Raw genomic sequence first — 17,229 nt, 5'->3', positions numbered from 1 at the left:
ATGAACGTAACGCAAATACATAAGGTGTATTTTATTGGCATTGGGGGCATAGGTATGTCTGCTTTGGCGCGTTATTTTGCGTTTATAAATAAGGCGGTTGCCGGGTACGATAAAACCGAGAGCCCGCTAACGAAAGAATTGGCAAGTTCAGGTATTGATATTCATTACACAGATGATATCTATGTAGTGCCACAAGAATATAAGAATGATCAAGAGCATACTTTGGTAGTATATACGCCAGCGGTACCTTCTTCTCATTCAGAGTATCAGTATTTTTTAAATAATGGATTCACGATTAAGAAACGCTCAGAAGTACTTGGCTTAATAACCAAAGACTCTTTTTGCTTGGCAGTTGCCGGTACACATGGTAAAACAACAACCTCTAGTATTTTGGCACATTTGTTAAAGGAAACAGGAGTTAAAATTACTGCGTTCTTAGGCGGAATTTCAGAAGATTTCAATAGTAATTTCTTGTTAGATGGCACGGAGTATTCGGTAGTAGAGGCAGATGAATTTGATCGTTCATTTATGCAGTTGACACCAAACGTAGCCTGTGTTACATCAATGGATGCTGACCACCTTGATATTTATGGCGACGCGCAAGAATTGGAAAGAACATTTATTGACTTTACCAAACGCTTAAAACCTGGCGGTAAACTATTTGTTCGTAATGGTTTGCCTTTAGAAGGGCTAACCTATGGTATAGAAGACGATTCGGATTATTGTATCCGGAACATAAAAATAGAACATGGCACCTACATATTCGATTTGGAGACCCCTGACCTCAAACTAGAAGGGGTTGAATTTAACAAACCTGGGCGACATAATTTGTTGAACGGTTTAGTGGCTTTCGCAATGGCGATGCAAGCAGGTTCCCCGCCGCATCGCCTTGCAGAGGCATTAGCAACATTTAAAGGAGTGCAAAGGAGATTTTCGTATCAGATTAAAAGTGAAGAGTTCATTTTTATTGATGATTATGCGCATCACCCAACAGAGATCAATGCTGTTTTTGAAGCAGTTGCGGAAATGCATCCGAATAAAAAAGTATTGGCAATTTTTCAGCCACACTTGTTTTCAAGAACACGTGATTTTGCAGATGAGTTCGCAAAAAGCTTATCGCAATTCGAAAATGTTTTGTTGTTAGATATCTATCCGGCTAGAGAAGAACCACTTGAAGGGGTTACGGCAGAATGGTTGTTGGATAAGGTGACAAGCAGTAATAAAAAATTAATTTCAAAAGAACAAATCCTTTCTGAGATAAAAAAACAAGATCCTGAAGTTTTACTAACAATGGGAGCTGGAGATATAGGTTTAGAAGTTGTGAAAATAAAAAAAGAGATGTCGTATGCAGGTTAATTGGAATTTTATAAAGTTAGTTGCTTTGGTTCTGGTAATCATGGGGTTATATGCTTTTTCGAATGAGCGTAATAGCGCCAAGAATGTTACGGGGATGAAGGTAGAATTCATTGGGGAACAAAATTTGTACCTCACTGAAGGAACGGTTAATAAATTGTTAATACAAAATTACGGTAGTCTTGATAATGTGCCTAAAGAAAATATAGTTTTGAATACTGTAGAAAAGGCCCTTGAGGCCAATGAAATGGTAAAAAGTGCACAAGTCTATCTAACAATAGATGGTGAGCTAACGTCGAGAATAGTTCAACGTAAGCCGATAGGACGTATTGAGGGGGATTCAAAATTCTATTTGGACGATGAAGGAAAGAGAATGCCTCTTTCAAATAATCATTCAGCAAGAGTTCCTATCATAACGGGCAATATCAGTGGTAAGAGCCTTGAAGATGTCTATGTCATATTGGAACATATAAATATGGACGATTTTTTTCGTGAATCTGTTATTGGTATTCATATTAAAGGAGAAGAAGAATATCAGTTACGATTAAGGCTTAACAATTTTGTTGTGAACATAGGCGGTATTGAAGATTTAGAGGCCAAGTTTAGCAATTTTAAGGCATTTTATGCCAAAGCGAACAAGGATGAAACCTTGGAGGATTTTGCAGAAGTAAGTTTAGAATTCAATAACCAAGTGGTGTGCACTAAAATATAATTAAAATGGAACAAACTAAATATTCAGTCGGTTTAGACATTGGAACAACGAAAATCGTTGCCATAATCGGAAAGCAAAACGAGTATGGTAAAATTGAGATTTTGGGTATCGGTAAGTCCAAAAGTTTAGGTGTACACAGAGGTGTGGTAAATAATATTACTCAAACTATAAAATCTATTCAACAAGCGGTTGAAGAGGCAGAAGCAAATTCTGGTCTTAAAATTGGATCTGTTGTTGTGGGTATCGCCGGTCAACATATTAGAAGTTTACAGCACAGCGATTACATTACCAGAAAAGATTCTGAGGAAGTAATTGGAGACGAAGATGTAGACTTACTATGTAATCAAGTGCACAAATTGATTATGCTACCAGGTGAAGAGATTATTCATGTTTTACCACAAGAATACAAAGTTGATGGTCAGGCTGAAATACGCGAGCCTGTTGGTATGTATGGTGGTAGGTTAGAAGCTAACTTTCATGTAGTAGTTGGTCAAGTTGTTTCTATAAAGAATGTAGGTCGTTGCATTAAAAGTGCAGGATTAGATTTAGGAAATATAACACTAGAGCCATTAGCATCATCTGATGCAGTATTAAGTCAAGAAGAAAAAGAAGCAGGTGTAGCATTAATCGATATAGGTGGTGGTACAACTGATCTGGCTATTTTCAAAGACGGAATTATTAGGCATACGGCGGTAATACCTTTTGGTGGTGGAGTCATTACAGAAGATATTAAAGAAGGATGTTCAATTATAGAAAAACAGGCAGAGTTGTTGAAAACCAGATTTGGTTCAGCATGGCCAGGAGAGAACAGAGATAATGAAATTGTATCTATACCAGGTTTACGTGGTAGAGAGCCAAAAGAAATCTCTTTAAAAAATCTTTCGAAAATAATTCATGCACGTGTCGTTGAGATTATCGAGCAGGTATATGTAGAAATCAAAAACTACGGTCACGAAGAACAAAAGAAAAAGTTGATTGCAGGTATCGTGTTAACAGGTGGTGGAAGCCAACTAAAACATTTAAAGCAATTAGTGGAATATATAACAGGTATGGATACTCGTATCGGGTACCCTAACGAACATCTAGCAGGTGATTCTGATGAAGAAGTTGCAAGTCCGTTATACGCAACAGCTGTTGGTCTTTTAATGAATGCCATTAAAAACCAAGAGAAGTTGAAATTGACACAAGAAGAAATTTTACAAGAACAGGAACTAGAGCAGGAAGAAGAAGAGTTGGTGTATGCTGAACGTGAGACGGAAGCTGTAGCACGCCCGAACCTGCATAAAGAAAGAAAATCTGTTTTTGATAAGTGGTCTGAAAAATTGAAAGAATTTTTAGATAACGCAGAGTAATAAGCATAGCACAAGAGAATACATAACCAGTAATAATTAGAATATGAGTAAGAACAGCGAATTTGATAATATCTCCTTTGATCTACCAAAGAATCAAAGCAACGTTATAAAAGTCATTGGTGTAGGTGGCGGTGGTAGTAATGCTATTAATCACATGTTCCAAGCAGGAATTAACGGAGTTGATTTTGTAATCTGTAATACAGATTCTCAGGCTTTAGACAATAGTCCGGTGCCAAACAAAATACAATTAGGCATGTCATTAACTGAAGGTTTGGGTGCTGGTGCCAATCCTGAAGTAGGTGAACAAGCTGCCATGGAAAGTATGGAAGAGATTAAAAGTATGTTGGATACAACTACTAAAATGATCTTCATTACTGCTGGTATGGGCGGGGGAACAGGAACTGGTGCTGCTCCCGTAATTGCCAAGTTTGCAAAAGAAATGGATGTTCTTACTGTTGGTATCGTTACTATGCCATTTCAATTCGAAGGTAAAATGCGAGTTGAACAAGCACAACGAGGTATTGAAAAATTACGCAATAATGTCGATTCGCTGATCGTCATTAATAACAATAAATTAAGAGAAGTATACGGAAACCTTGGTTTCAAGGCTGGTTTCTCTAAAGCTGATGAAGTATTGGCAACTGCTGCTAGAGGTATTGCAGAGGTTATTACACATCACTACACACAAAACATAGATTTACGTGATGCTAAAACAGTACTATCTAATAGTGGTACTGCTATTATGGGTTCTGCTATTTCATCTGGTTCTGCAAGAGCTAATGAAGCAATCATGAAAGCATTAGATTCTCCGTTATTGAACGACAATAAAATTCAAGGAGCTAAAAATGTATTGTTATTGATTGTTTCTGGTGCGCAAGAAATTACTATTGATGAAATTGGTGAAATCAATGATCATATTCAAATTGAGGCAGGATACGGAGCAAACATCATTATGGGTGTTGGTGAAGATGAAAGCTTAGGTGAAGCTATTGCAGTTACGGTAATTGCTACAGGTTTTAATATTGAACAGCAAGATGATATTGTAAATACCGAGTCAAAGAAAATCATTCATACTTTAGAAGAAGGGCAACGTGCAGAAGCAATGTTGTTATCTAACACTAAAACTGTTCATACCTTAGAAATGGACGATGAGGAAGAGGAGGTAAAACAAGTCAAACCCGTAAAAAAGTATGAGTTCGTTGAGGAAGAAGATTTTGACTTGATACCTACAACGAACTATATTAAAAATTTCAATGTTTTTTACGAGGAAGTACTAGCAGAGAATGTTTCAGAAGAGGATTTTGTTATCGTAGATGCGCCTTCATCTTTTAGAGATATAGAGGTAGTTGATCCAGAAGAATTACAAGTTGAAGAAGAAGATGATCAATTTACAGTTGGTTTTAAAAGTTCTTCAAGAGGAGAGGAAGAAAAAGAAAACGTAATCATGTTTGATTTGCATGATGAAGTAAAAGATATTGATGTTAACGAAAGCATCGAAATTGTACCAGTATTAGAGTATAATAAGAATGGTGAGAAGCGCTATAGTTTAGATGACTATATGCAGTTAGAAAGTAAGCTTACGGGTGCAAAATCTAAAGCTGAAGAGTTCGAGCCTAAAATTATTGAAGACGAGTTGGTATTCGAGAGAAAGACCATAGCTCCAAAAAGAGAGGCACACCCAGAGGAACAATTAGATCCAATGGAAACGCCTATTGAAGAGTTGTTAAGAGATAGGGCTGATGAACGCAGAAGAAAATTGAAAGATTTTAATTATAAGTTCAAAAACAATGCACCTACTAGTTATGACGAAAAGAAACCGGCATACCAAAGACAAGGTGTTGATTTGAATGAAAGTTCACGAGAAAAGAAGATTTCTAGAACATCATTGAGTGGAGATAGTAATGATGATATACAGTTAAGATCTAACAATTCATTTTTACATGATAATGTAGACTAAAAATAGTCTCGTAATATTTTTAAACCCGAAAACTAAGTTAGTTTTCGGGTTTTATTTTTTTTATCTTTGTTGACCAAAATAAAGATGAAATGGGTTTACAGCAAAGAGTAATGGAGCAGTTGAAATTAGCTATGAAAGCAAAGGATTCGGTAGCACTAGAATCACTTAGGGCTATTAAATCTGCTTTATTGGTAGCGAGTACTAGTGGAGGAGGAGAAGTGACTGAAGATGATGAGATACAAATAGTACAGAAGTTAGTTAAACAAAGAAAAGATAGTGCTGCTATTTTTATAGAGCAAGGAAGACAAGATCTTGCTGATCCAGAATTGGCTCAGATAGCGGTAATAGAGCAATTTTTGCCCGAACAACTTACAGAGGAAGAGGTAGAAAAAGTAGTAGTTCAAACTATAGATGCTACTGGTGCTTCAGGAATGAAGGATATGGGTAAGGTTATGGGGATTGTTTCTAAAGAATTAGCCGGTCAAGCTGACGGTAAATTAATATCTACAATCGTAAAAAAGAAATTAGCTTAATATAGTTTAGTATTAGGCATTTTTAATTTTGCTAATTGAACACTGAATATAAAATAATGGCCTCGTGGCGCAACTGAATAGCGCATCAGATTTCGGCTCTGAGGGTTGGGGGTTTGAATCCCTTCGAGGTCACTATTAAAAACACCTAATCGACTATTTGTTAGTTGGTTAGGTTTTTTTTATTTCATTTTTTTGATAAACTGGTACAATAATCGGTACAATAATGTATTGTAGTGCAATTTTAAGATATATCTGTAAGATATTTTGATAATGCTCTTTTGACTTTAAGTTTGATGAATTTCGAATTTAGCAAGCATTGTATTAAAGCAATTTTTTCTGTTTTTTTCAATTCTCCAATAATTTCAAAATCAACATCCTCTACTTTGTAAACATCTTCAATCATTGGTTTTGAGAAAGCATTAATCTGATAACTGTAGACACAAGTATCAAAATCGAAATAAAACCCACAATCGGTAATTTCCACTTTTTCTTGAAAAATATAACATGTATAAGAGCCTTTGGAAACATCATGACAACCATGTTTGATTTTAGAAGGTTCAATTTTTATTTTACTTGTTGGTAGAAAGACAAATATAATTTCATCTCCTTCTAAAAATATAGGTATGTAATATTTATTTTTTGGAGCAGATTGTCCATTGGGGAAATAGAAAGGAGTTATATATAATATATGGAATAAATCAAACATTACTATAATGTCTGTTAATCTCTATATTATCATTGTAACTATTATAGATTTCTTTTTTTTCTTCATCCAAAATAATGGAGAAATCTATTATAAAGTTTGACGCTCTTTTTCTGTTAGTTCTAAATGCTTCTAAAAGATTTTGCTCTAAAGCAATATTATGCCATAAAGAGTTTTTAGCATGGGTTAAATCAGAAAGTTCAGTAGCATTTAAGTTTTTATATTTAGTTGTAACAAATTCTAAGATTTCAATATCACTATCAGTGAACTCATCATCTATAAAACTCTTTTTAGTTTTTAAATATAAATATTGATAATGTTGGAATCTCTCTAATTCTATATATATGTAGTCTTTTAGCATTTTAGGTTGCTCTTCTGTAAGTTCAAGAAAAATATCTTGTGCAACTGGCCCGTATTGCCAAACTTCATATTTTAAACCAATAAAAGGGATTCCGAATTTTTTAATTGAAAATTCATCTAATAGGTATAAATATTTAAGTGCTTGGGTTTTGGTTAGACCTGTAATGTTATTTGTAAGATAAATTAGGGTGTTTCCTATCTTATCAATTTCTTGATTACTATAACCTGATTTGTTTATATGTTGTGGAACTAAAGACATGTTACTATTATAAGCAAAATCTTTGCCAAAGTTAGTATAATTTTTATAATTTAAAGATGTTATATGCTATCGATAAAATATAACGAATTAACTATTTAATTATTTTTTAAATATTGTAAAACTGTTTTCTGAATTGGATTATTTTTTTTCATTAAAATATCTTTGGTAATTTAACATACCTGTCTAAAGTTTTACCACTTACAAAACTACCTATCTCTAATATCTTATTTGTGGGTATATCATACATTACCTCAACCCAGAAATAGGATAGAGAATAAAGGACGTACCTTATTCTGCCATCTTTAACACTATCTACAAATTGACCTTTTGTAAATACTGTATCATATTTGTCATGATTAGATAAAATATTAAAATCGTAAATACCCATATTTTTATTTTTTAAGACAATGCTAATGGATATTAATCTAGTTAAGGTAGATATTTAATATTTAATTATTGCATTAGCAAGTTGGGAGAAGTAATCTTCATTACCATCTGGTTTAAATTCTATGTAGTGGTCACTATTATATAACCTCATAAGATCCCATTTGCTATCTGTTAATTTTATAAGAATGTTTTCTGGTATCTCATATGCTAATGATCCCGAGTCTCCACATTCCGTCTTTAAAACGTTGGTTAATTCAATAATGCCATGTAAATCTGTTTTAATTTTAATTATATCATCTTGTCTAAAGCAGCCTTCCAATCGATATCTTGATTTGTAATATGCTTTTAGATAGTATTTTCCAGAATGTACTTTTGCTATACTGAAATCAATATATGGGCTACTCTGGTAGGCTATTGTTAGTCTTGAAGTATGAAATGAAGTAGTCTCCTCCATTTCGTCATATATTTTCTCGACCGTAACACCTTTGTCATAATCTGCAATTTCTTTTAACTCTAAGGCGGTATCAATTGCAATCTGAAGTTTTTTGTTTCTTGAATCTTTAAATATTGCATACATGCCACTTCCGATAGAATTGTGCAATGCTTTAAATTCTAAGATTTCGATAACTTCATTAGGACTTTCGGGCTTAAATGTCATAGTCAATCCAGTTCCAAAAATTGATGCATATGAACTTCTACCTGATGCGGCATATTTTAAAGTTAGAAGGTCTCCTACATGGTACGTCTTTTCGTTAATGGCGGTATATGAATCATATTTTCCGCGGATTTTAATATCTGGATTGCTTACCTGATCATGTGTAACTTGTCCAAAAAGATTTACTTGAGTTATGATATAGATTAAGAAAAATAAATGTCTCATTTTTAGAATAATTTATCTGATTTTTTTACGCAATATCAGAAATTATTACTCAACTGATTTACGGTAATCCGTAATTGTGGCTTTCTATTTTGAAGTTTCGAAGGATTTAATCATAATGTCGCATTTATATAATTTGCTTTTCAGGCTGTCAACTTGGTTTGTTAATGCTTCGGCTTCATTACGTAAAGAGTTGGCTTGTTCTTTATATTTTAAAACCTCATCTTTTAATCGCATATTCTCTTTTTGCAATTCTAGGTTTTGGTTGGTACAGCCAGTCATTAGGATAAGTAAAATTATTATTCGCATACTTGAAAAATACAAAACATTGATTAGATAAAAAGATCTAAAACTTGAAATAATATTGATTATTCAAACTACTTCCTTTCTCTAACCCAATTATCAATTGGAACATTCCAAAATCCGAGTACTGGTATAATAAACATTATTACTCTTGAAGGGTATTTGTAGTATAAATTAAAATCCAAGGTGTCAGGTTCAAACTCGACAAAGAAGCCATCCATCGATAAAGGCTTGTTTTCGTGTAATCCTGCATCTTTTAATGCTGCTTCATACCTTTCCTTACCTATTTCCTTTAAAAGGTCTTTAATACGCTTTAAATCGTAATTTCTAAAAATTATTTTGGACATATTCCAAAATTCAGGATATATTCCTAAAAATTCAAATTATTTATTGCCAATTATTTTTGTATGAGTTTTTGAAATTAATCACTTCGCGCGCGTATTGGTTTACTTTTAAATAGAATTTTATAAGTATAAACCTTTTTAGGGTGTTAAGTTCGTTAAGTCTTGAACATGTGAAATTTTATTGTTTTTAAACAACTACGCGCGCACGTGAACAGATAACCGAATATTGTAGGTTCATATATGTTTTGCATAAATACTCGCGCGTTGTGATCTGGAATAAATCTTTAACTAAAATCAGGTTTTGTCAGGTTATCTCTTTTTTACCGTTCCAAAAACAATTCCTTTTTATGGTTTCCGATTAGTCCGTTTTTAAAATATTTTTGAAGATTATGGTTTCCCGTAAAAGGAAACTTTAATTAAATCTAATCTTTGAACATTAAATTATAATTCTAAAAATTTATTGTTATGAGATTCAAATTATCATTCCTGTTTTTATTCTACTGTATCCTACTAACTGGACAAAAAAATAATCATGTCGATTCGATTAGTTATGACGAATTACAAGAATTGACAAATTCCAAAGAGTATAAGAACTATTTTGACGTAAACGAATATATAACTCGGGCAGGTGACAAAATTGTAATTGGCGATACATTGGTGATAGGTAAGCCAAGTAACTCAAATAATATTACTCAAGGTTCTGTTGCAATTGGTCAGGCAATTAATAATCATAGTTATATTTACTTAGGTACAACTGCTGCTGCATTGACTGGAACTCTGATGATGGGGAATGACGGTATGTTAAATGACAGGGTTTTTGTTGTTGGAATTTCTGCAGGTCGAATTTCAAAGAAAAACGACTATGAAATATACTTAGAGTTGAATAAAGTTGGTGGAGGTAGGTTTTTAGGAGTTAAGAAGTTGGCACGTGTTCTTTTTGAAAAGGCAATGGAGTCTGGTGAAATAATTAACTCTAATGCTAAAATGACTAGAAGCGAGGCAATAAGGAAATTGAAAGAGGCAAAAGAGTTATATGATTTAGAAATGATGTCTAGTGATGAATATGATGCATTAAAAAATCAATTATCACCAATTATTAAAGAGCAATAACCGTATACAATCTAAACTTTTAAAAATGAAAGAGAATAAAACTATCTCAGAAAAGCACAGGAAGTTTGTAAATGAACGTGAGGATTGGACGGATAGGCAAATTCAATTATCACAAGTTTATTATTTAAGGTTGATACAAGATGCTACAGAAAGAACAAGAAGCAATACATCAACGATTGTTTGGATTGTGGTAATTGGTATTGTCATTTCAATACTAGGTGCTTTGGTAGGTTTATAGCCTTTTTAAAATCTAAAGTTTCTTGAGTTTTTTTTAGAATTATATTATAAAGTCATCTTTTATAAAACAACTACGCGCGCGGACGGATAGTGCGATATAATTAATTTTCTATTCTGCATTACAACTTGCGCGCTTTGTGACTGTGAAAAAGCCTTGTAGTGTTAAAAGATTTTACTTTTTAACATTACAAATACAATTCCTTTTTATGGTGTCCGATTAGTCCGATTTTGTTTTTTGACCTGTACGCGTAGTGACACCAGAAAAGTCTTTGTTCTCTGCATTAATCAATATATAGATTTTTATAATTTCTAAAACCTTATATCAAAGGATAGGTTTTGTTAGGTTCTTGTACGGGTGTGTGATGTCTAATTACTCTATCTCTCAAAGAGAATTATAATTTAATAGATATAATATTCTACTTATCAAAACAATACGCGCGCGTAGAGGTGGTAAACAATTTTAGAATTGTCTGGTGTTTATTTTTGATACAGTGAAAAGTAGCATTTGATTATCTATTGGTTGTGAATTGTAATGACGATTTCTTATTTGTTTACTTAATTGGTCATATACCGTATTTTCATATTTGTTTGGTTTACCTGTTAACAATATAAATTTGAGTTCGTTAAATTTGATAGGGTCTGTTTTTTCAAGATGCCTTAATCCAGTATTTGATAATAGTAAAGAGGTTTGTTTCTGCATTGAAATGTTTACACCGGTAACTGGGCAAATACGAGAATTGAAAACCGTAAGCATTCTACCTTTATCTAAAGTGGAATTTTTACGTTTTTCGGATTTTGTTGGTAGTGTGGAATTTTTACGCTTTTCAGGTAGTAGAATCTCTAATTTTTCCTTTATCCTATTATGAAACTCTGTATTTATATTTAAGCCTGTTCGGTCTAGTAATACATTATAACTTTCACACTTTTCGTTAAATGTTGCACTTCTTTTAGTTTGTATTACATTGTACCAAAATGAACTGTTTGAATATTTGATTAATCTGTTCTTATCCCTGGGGTTTAGTTCGTTTAGTTTAGGGTATTGATCTATTATTAATACTTTCAATGAGTTTTTTATTAATGCTTCTTTTAACTTATAATAGACTTCGATATTTAATAAGTCGCCTATATTTTTAATGCCTAGTGTTTTTATGTTTTTACTTTGCTTTGATCCCATTTCAAACCTTAAAGTCTTTTTATCGCAATATTCTGGGTATTGAAAGCCTTTAGAATATAGTTTGACATAAGAAAAGTAATTTGGTTTTCCTTTATAATAACTATGCGCTCTCTTTGCATACCTATGTTCTTGGTCTTGAATGAATAAATTTCTTGAGTGATAGATATTGTAACCTATTACTTCTTTGTCATAGTCATTAAATAAAAAGTTTAAACCGTATTCAAGATTATTAGCAGAATAGTTGCTATAACTTTCAATATTAAAAATGCTTACAAATCTTTTAAACGTTTCAATACTATCTAAGGCACTAAAATTATTTGCGTTATGTTCATTTTTATTAAACCAGTAATGTGGATTGAAACCTATTACAATCCTTTCTCTACCTTCGTTTGGCTTATTTGGTTTGTGCGGTTCTTTTCTAAATGATATGCCCTCAAACTCCTTTGTTTCTTTATTATAAAATTCTCCAGTTTCTTTGCTGACTTTTTCAATTTTATTCTTGAAATGTATCAAAGGGTGATTCCATAATCTTTGAATTTCGCAAAGGTCGGTAACCCAAATTTGGATGTAGTCAATCATTAAAATATTATCTTTGAGTTGTTATCGTTGCCGATAGCATTTGAACAAATTGAGGGGCTTATTCAGCCCCTTTTTTTGTTTTAATGACCTATCCTTTAAAATTATTTAAAAAGCCCCCTAATGGCTTTGGGTAGAAGTCTTCAAAGTAGTAGATGACTAACTCGTTACCATTATCTTTAAATCTTGCTATTAATAGATTTTTTTGGTTAATGGTGTCACCATAAAACAAGTCTATATCATGCGTAGCATACAAACCAGTAATTTGTTTACTCCATTTATTAGGTTGTCTTATTTTGACTGAATAGATATACTTTGCTTTTGAGAAACCACGATTAATTCCAATATTGAGTTTATTGGATAGTATTTCTTTGCCGTCTACAAGGTTGTAATGCCTAACCTCTTTAAATAGTTTACCAGTATCTAGTTTGAACTGCATTACTTCTGGCGTTGGTATCGTTGCCATTACTTAAAGTTCTATTAATGCAGATTCTACTTCACTACGCTTGTAATAAACTTTACCAGAACATCCATAAGATTTGAGTATTCCCTTTTTTGTCCAGTTATATAAAGAACTAAGATTTATCTTTAGTAAATCTGCTGTTTCTCTGCGACTAAGTAGTTCTTCTGGTGTCTTTGGTTGAAAACTCTTTTCGAGTTCGTTTAAAAGGTTTTTAACATCTTGATTGATGTCTTTTCTTAATTGTTGTGGAGTCGTTGCGACAAATTGTAATTGTTCCATTTAACATTATTTAGATTATTAATAATGCTGCAAGGTCAATCGATTTGGATGGTACTATTGTCGGTACTGGTACTGTTTGAGGACTATTTATTTTGTGGAGTTATATTGAAGTAAAAAGGTGTCGCACATTTGTATCGAATTTTCATTACAATATTCAAATAGCAGTTTAGTTTTTATATTATTACTTAGTATGTTTTTATTGTTGATTGAGGTATTGTTGTATGTTTCGCTTAGATAGGGTCTGTAACTTTTCCATTCAGAATCAAATAGTGTTTTAGCAATCTGCGAGAAGTTTGAATGATGTTTCTTAATTAGACTTTCTATTTCGCCAGTTGCAAAAAGTAATCCTATTTTAAACCAAATTAAATCTGTTGGATTTTTACTTATTTGATTTTTGACAACTATTTTTTCTTCTTTTGGGTATTGGGTAGCATTTTGTTTTTTCCATTTTTTGCTAAACATTGGATTATATTCTGCTACTATCATCCAAGCCTTATATATCTCTCCGTCTATATAGCCTTGGTCAAAGAGTGCATCTTCTAATATTTTATATTTTTTTTCTTTTTCAGATTTTAATAATTGAAGAGGTAAACAAGAAACATTTATTGCATCGTATACTTTGCTGAAGACTTTATTGATAAAAATTTCATTTTCGTTAGGGAAGAGTTCAGTTTCACTTTCTATTATTTTTAAGTAATTAAAATAACCAGAACGAAATCCCTTTCCATATTGTTTTAAGTGTTTTCTAAGTTCAATTTTTGAAATTGGTTTATTTGAATTGTCAAAAAGTTTGTTGTTTTTAATTAATTGTAATAACCATTCGTATCGCGAGTTGGAGAAATAAAAAGAAATTTCATCAATCTCAATAGGGTTGAATTGAACTCTATTAAAATCCTCTAAAATATTAATGTCGGTTAAGGAGTTGTCTATGGCTACAAACTTTAAGTATTTTATTTCTTCATTATTTGGTTGTTGTTCGTTTGTTGTTTGCTGCATTTTTAGTAATTCTAATTTAAGGTCAATCAATTTCTGTTATTCTATACTTTTATTTGTGCTAACTAATCAATATCATAGATAATAGCATGATAATGATTTAGGAATTCAGTAGTCATTTCAATTGTGTTGTCAATACAGTAGTTATATATTGTTATAATTTTTGAATTGCTGTTCCAAATATTTTTATTGTTTTTAGAGTTGTTATTGTAGGTTTCACTTATGTACGGTCGGTAACTTGTGTAATTGGTTTTAAACTTTTCTTTTGCCATTTGAGTAAAATTATATTGGTGTTTTTGAATTAAATTTTCAATTTCACCGTTTGCAAAAAGTAACCCTACTTGAAACCAAATTAGGTTTATGTTTATGTTGTTATAATTTGTTTTATTTATTTGAGGGTCAATTCCTGATAGATTTTCACAATATTCAATTGTCTCTGCAATTTTGTATTTAATTTTTTGTAGGTAGTCTATTAATTGATTTACATTTTTTGAAGTAAGTAGGTTAAAGTTGGAATTGGTATTTGAAAAGTCATGATTTACTCGTCCTCTTATGTTTTGCAACTTTCTTTTAAGTTCGCTAGTGTTTTCGAAACAGGTTATAAGCATTTGCATTAGTTCTTTTATGTCGGAGATACTATTTTGTTCTAATTTGTATGATATATAGATGTTTGTTGTATTCGAAAAAATTAGGCAAGTAGAGATTTGTTGTAATGTTTGAGCATAATCAAATAAATCGAAATTTTCTTCTATGTCATTAGTTTCAATATAATATTCATTTAGGCTGTATTCTAAATTTTCCTCAATAAGATAATCTGCTTTTAATCCTAAATCTGAATTTATCTCTTCATCGTCCGTTGGTATTTTAATCAATTGAAAATAATTGTCTAGTTGATTGAGAAGTCTTTTAGTTTTCTTTCTAAGCATAATTTATAGTAAACGTTCTAAGTATAATATGGCTACTGTTAATAAGACTTGTAATTTGTGTTCAAATATTAAATTATGCAGTTTTAGGTATAGTAGTTAGTTTGATATTGTTTTTCTTCTCTTGTCTTTCTTTATGGTAGTTATCTAGTTGCTCTTTCGTACTTGCTATGTTGCTTGTATTACCTCTGTTGATGTATGCTCTTAGCATTTGCTCTGTTGCGTGTCCTGTAATATTCATTATCAAAGTTGTGTTGATGTGTCCGTAGTAGTTGGTAGCAAATGAACGTCTAAAGGTTCTGGTAGTTATGAGAGTGTATTTTTCATGCTTGTCTATAATGTTCCTAGTTTCATTTTTACCTTTTATTTTCAAAACAGTTGCTTTGCTGCCTTTTATTTTTTCGTTTAATTTTGATAGTCTACATACCTCTTTTATGTCCTCATTTAGTTTAACTCCGTTATCTGGGTAATTTGTTTGAGGAAGTCCGTATTTATTAATTAGATATAAAATTCTATCACTAATAGTTATTTGAACAATTGCGTCTGTTTTATCCGTTCTGAATTCCCAATAGTTTATACCATCTATATTTTTGATATTCTTGTCAATTAATTTGTTTTGGTCTGTATATCTTAATCCAGTTTCACACCCTATAAGAATTGCCTTTTTTGCATCTAACAAATTAGGGTTTTTAATTTCTTTCTTGTCTATTTTGTCGAGTTCATCATAGTTCAACCAAACAACTATTTTGTCCTTATAGACATCTTTGAACATTTCAAAGGACCTTAAAGTTCTGCTGATTTGTATTACTTCCTGTTCGTCGTTTTCGTATGCTCTAACTGCTGAACTCCTAAATTTTTTTAGTTGAGTATTAATATATGATTTACGATACTTCATTTCGTTGTATGCCCAATTTTTAAAATGGTCAGCAAAATTAGAGTTGAGGTCTTTTATTGTAAATTCTTTTTTTTGGTTTTCTTGAAACTTCAGCAATAGTCCGAGTGTTACTTTATATTTTTTTAATTCGTTCCTATTGGTTGCGTATTTAATAAACATTCCTTTAATAGCATTACTTAATAAATTAGCCTGCCTTATAATTTCTATACTTTCTTTTTCGGATTCTAAAGCATGTTTTTGTTCTTCATCTGCTGAGGTAATTTTTTCTTTAGTGTCTAATATTGATACGGCTTTTTGTATTGATTGTTTTAACCAGTCTGATGTAATTGGTAATCCTTTGTTATTATCAACTATAAAAAGATCTAAAATAGATTTTTGAACATCTTCTAAATATGTCTTATGACTTTTAAGTGTTGCGGATATGTTACCAGTAAAATCTTTTGGTTGTAGATGTTTGTTTGTGGGCTTGCCTTTTTTGGTGGTTCTTTTAAACCAGTATTCTCTTTTGGATTGAATAGGTGTAGATACTCTGTAATCAATCTCTGTTCCATGAACTAGTCGTATTGATAGTTTGCCAGTTTCTTTAGAACCTCTGTAAATGAAGTTAATCTTTGCCATTTTAAAGTATTTGAACAATCTAAAGATAGTAAATGGTACAAAAAATGGTACAATAATTATGTTTTAAATGCAATAGGTTTAAATTATATTAGAACAGTTGTTTAATTTATTATATAAAATGTAGTGTATAAGGGTTTACATTGAATTAGGGTGTTATAAGAATTTGAATCCCTTCGAGGTCACTAGGTTTTAAAGCCACATCTTAAAAGTTGTGGCTTTTTTGTGTTTTAATCCTCACTGTAATGAGGTTAGTTGGTTTTACCTATTTATATAGGTAGAGCTTAGGTGTCGAATGACCTAGTAATGATGTGGTTTTTATTTTTTATTGTTGTGTGTATTGAAAATCGTGTTAGTATGTATAGATAGTATCGGAAGAACTCTTTTTAAGTAGAAGTTAAAACGGATTATTATAGTTGCTGATTTGTGATATACCAAGTTCAAGTTGCAAGAATTCTATGTAGTATATATGAGTAATAATTAAAATCAGTCTTTTTCTGCTTATGTTTTTTACTGTTGTAAGAGTATAGATATTAAAACTGCGACACTATTATATGTTATTTACACTTTTTTCAGGTCATATATATGTAGTATAATGACTAGTTGAAACTTCTTTTTTGAGTATCTAATACTGTTTGAATTTAAGAAACACTAACCAGTTTAATAGTGGAAGGCTATAATGTGTATTGAGGTAATCATTGTTGTTCAATTTTTATGTGATTTCAGTTATTTCTAACAGTCGGTAAATCATGGTGTTATGGGTTGGTTAAAAAACTTTGGTTATTTTATTTCAAAAAGTCTTGTGATATTAAGAATAGTGTGTA

At 31.7% G+C, this 17,229-nt stretch carries 18 protein-coding genes and 1 tRNA gene; 8 read left to right on the top strand and 11 right to left on the bottom strand.

Annotation, left to right across the window (positions count from 1 at the left end; translation table 11 throughout):
• From murC to BUC31_RS18135, 6 genes are all read left to right on the top strand, one after another.
• Complete coding sequence (gene murC, locus BUC31_RS18160; RefSeq protein ID WP_073246942.1) at positions 1 to 1,356, top strand: UDP-N-acetylmuramate--L-alanine ligase; 1,356 nt, start codon at positions 1 to 3, stop codon at positions 1,354 to 1,356.
• Positions 1,346 to 2,065 carry a cell division protein FtsQ/DivIB gene (locus tag BUC31_RS18155; protein WP_073246940.1) on the top strand — a complete coding sequence of 240 codons (720 nt, stop codon included), beginning with the start codon at positions 1,346 to 1,348 and terminating at the stop codon, positions 2,063 to 2,065. Before murC ends, BUC31_RS18155 begins: the two co-directional genes overlap by 11 nt.
• A gap of 5 nt (positions 2,066 to 2,070) precedes the next feature.
• Positions 2,071 to 3,417 (top strand): cell division protein FtsA, encoded by a 1,347-nt coding sequence (gene ftsA, locus BUC31_RS18150; protein WP_073246938.1) that lies wholly within the window; start codon positions 2,071 to 2,073, stop codon positions 3,415 to 3,417.
• Positions 3,418 to 3,460: 43 nt separating this feature from the next.
• Positions 3,461 to 5,374 (top strand): cell division protein FtsZ, encoded by a 1,914-nt coding sequence (gene ftsZ, locus BUC31_RS18145; protein ID WP_073246936.1) that lies wholly within the window; start codon positions 3,461 to 3,463, stop codon positions 5,372 to 5,374.
• 89 nt (positions 5,375 to 5,463) lie between these two features.
• Complete coding sequence (locus BUC31_RS18140) at positions 5,464 to 5,907, top strand: GatB/YqeY domain-containing protein (RefSeq protein ID WP_073246934.1); 444 nt, start codon at positions 5,464 to 5,466, stop codon at positions 5,905 to 5,907.
• Between the two features lie 58 nt (positions 5,908 to 5,965).
• Positions 5,966 to 6,039: transfer RNA gene (locus tag BUC31_RS18135), tRNA-Arg, on the top strand.
• Between the two features lie 109 nt (positions 6,040 to 6,148).
• On the opposite strand, the gene BUC31_RS18130 is transcribed toward BUC31_RS18135, so the two are convergent.
• The 5 genes from BUC31_RS18130 to BUC31_RS18105 all read right to left on the bottom strand — a co-directional run bounded on the left by BUC31_RS18130 (position 6,149) and on the right by BUC31_RS18105 (position 9,143).
• Positions 6,149 to 6,613, bottom strand: a complete 465-nt coding sequence (locus BUC31_RS18130; protein ID WP_073246932.1) for a hypothetical protein — start codon at positions 6,611 to 6,613, stop codon at positions 6,149 to 6,151.
• Entirely contained in the window at positions 6,606 to 7,229 is a 624-nt protein-coding gene (locus tag BUC31_RS18125) for a Panacea domain-containing protein (protein WP_084135092.1), read from the bottom strand. The genes BUC31_RS18130 and BUC31_RS18125 overlap by 8 nt, the downstream gene beginning before the upstream one ends.
• A gap of 151 nt (positions 7,230 to 7,380) precedes the next feature.
• Positions 7,381 to 7,617 carry a hypothetical protein gene (locus BUC31_RS18120; RefSeq protein ID WP_073246929.1) on the bottom strand — a complete coding sequence of 79 codons (237 nt, stop codon included), beginning with the start codon at positions 7,615 to 7,617 and terminating at the stop codon, positions 7,381 to 7,383.
• A 54-nt stretch (positions 7,618 to 7,671) separates the two neighbouring features.
• Entirely contained in the window at positions 7,672 to 8,496 is an 825-nt protein-coding gene (locus BUC31_RS18115; RefSeq protein WP_073246927.1) for a hypothetical protein, read from the bottom strand.
• Between the two features lie 374 nt (positions 8,497 to 8,870).
• Complete coding sequence (locus BUC31_RS18105; RefSeq protein ID WP_073246923.1) at positions 8,871 to 9,143, bottom strand: hypothetical protein; 273 nt, start codon at positions 9,141 to 9,143, stop codon at positions 8,871 to 8,873.
• 462 nt (positions 9,144 to 9,605) lie between these two features.
• On the opposite strand from BUC31_RS18105, the gene BUC31_RS18100 reads away from it, so the two are divergent.
• Together BUC31_RS18100 and BUC31_RS18095 are read left to right on the top strand one after the other, a co-directional pair.
• A complete protein-coding gene (locus BUC31_RS18100; RefSeq protein WP_073246921.1) occupies positions 9,606 to 10,250 on the top strand; it encodes a hypothetical protein in 645 nt (214 codons plus the stop codon).
• Between the two features lie 25 nt (positions 10,251 to 10,275).
• Entirely contained in the window at positions 10,276 to 10,488 is a 213-nt protein-coding gene (locus BUC31_RS18095; protein WP_073246919.1) for a hypothetical protein, read from the top strand.
• A gap of 459 nt (positions 10,489 to 10,947) precedes the next feature.
• Here BUC31_RS18095 and BUC31_RS18090 read toward each other — a convergent pair whose 3' ends face one another.
• The 6 genes from BUC31_RS18090 to BUC31_RS18065 all read right to left on the bottom strand — a co-directional run bounded on the left by BUC31_RS18090 (position 10,948) and on the right by BUC31_RS18065 (position 16,408).
• Positions 10,948 to 12,240: a hypothetical protein gene (locus BUC31_RS18090; RefSeq protein ID WP_073246918.1), complete on the bottom strand. Its 1,293-nt coding sequence runs from the start codon at positions 12,238 to 12,240 to the stop codon at positions 10,948 to 10,950.
• Between the two features lie 88 nt (positions 12,241 to 12,328).
• Complete coding sequence (locus BUC31_RS18085) at positions 12,329 to 12,703, bottom strand: hypothetical protein (RefSeq protein ID WP_073246916.1); 375 nt, start codon at positions 12,701 to 12,703, stop codon at positions 12,329 to 12,331.
• Positions 12,704 to 12,706: 3 nt separating this feature from the next.
• Positions 12,707 to 12,979, bottom strand: a complete 273-nt coding sequence (locus tag BUC31_RS18080) for a helix-turn-helix domain-containing protein (protein ID WP_073246914.1) — start codon at positions 12,977 to 12,979, stop codon at positions 12,707 to 12,709.
• Between the two features lie 87 nt (positions 12,980 to 13,066).
• The gene (locus BUC31_RS18075) at positions 13,067 to 13,975 is read right to left on the bottom strand and encodes a hypothetical protein (protein WP_139252029.1); all 909 of its coding nucleotides are present in this window, start codon (positions 13,973 to 13,975) and stop codon (positions 13,067 to 13,069) included.
• Between the two features lie 62 nt (positions 13,976 to 14,037).
• Entirely contained in the window at positions 14,038 to 14,898 is an 861-nt protein-coding gene (locus tag BUC31_RS18070; protein WP_073246910.1) for a hypothetical protein, read from the bottom strand.
• A gap of 73 nt (positions 14,899 to 14,971) precedes the next feature.
• Positions 14,972 to 16,408 (bottom strand): site-specific integrase, encoded by a 1,437-nt coding sequence (locus tag BUC31_RS18065; RefSeq protein ID WP_073246908.1) that lies wholly within the window; start codon positions 16,406 to 16,408, stop codon positions 14,972 to 14,974.
• Between the last annotated feature and the right edge of the window lie 821 nt (positions 16,409 to 17,229).

The sequence above is a fragment of the Maribacter aquivivus genome, assembly GCF_900142175.1.
Classification (GTDB): Bacteria; Bacteroidota; Bacteroidia; order Flavobacteriales; family Flavobacteriaceae; genus Maribacter; species Maribacter aquivivus.
This window is presented reverse-complemented; position numbering and strand designations above follow the sequence as displayed.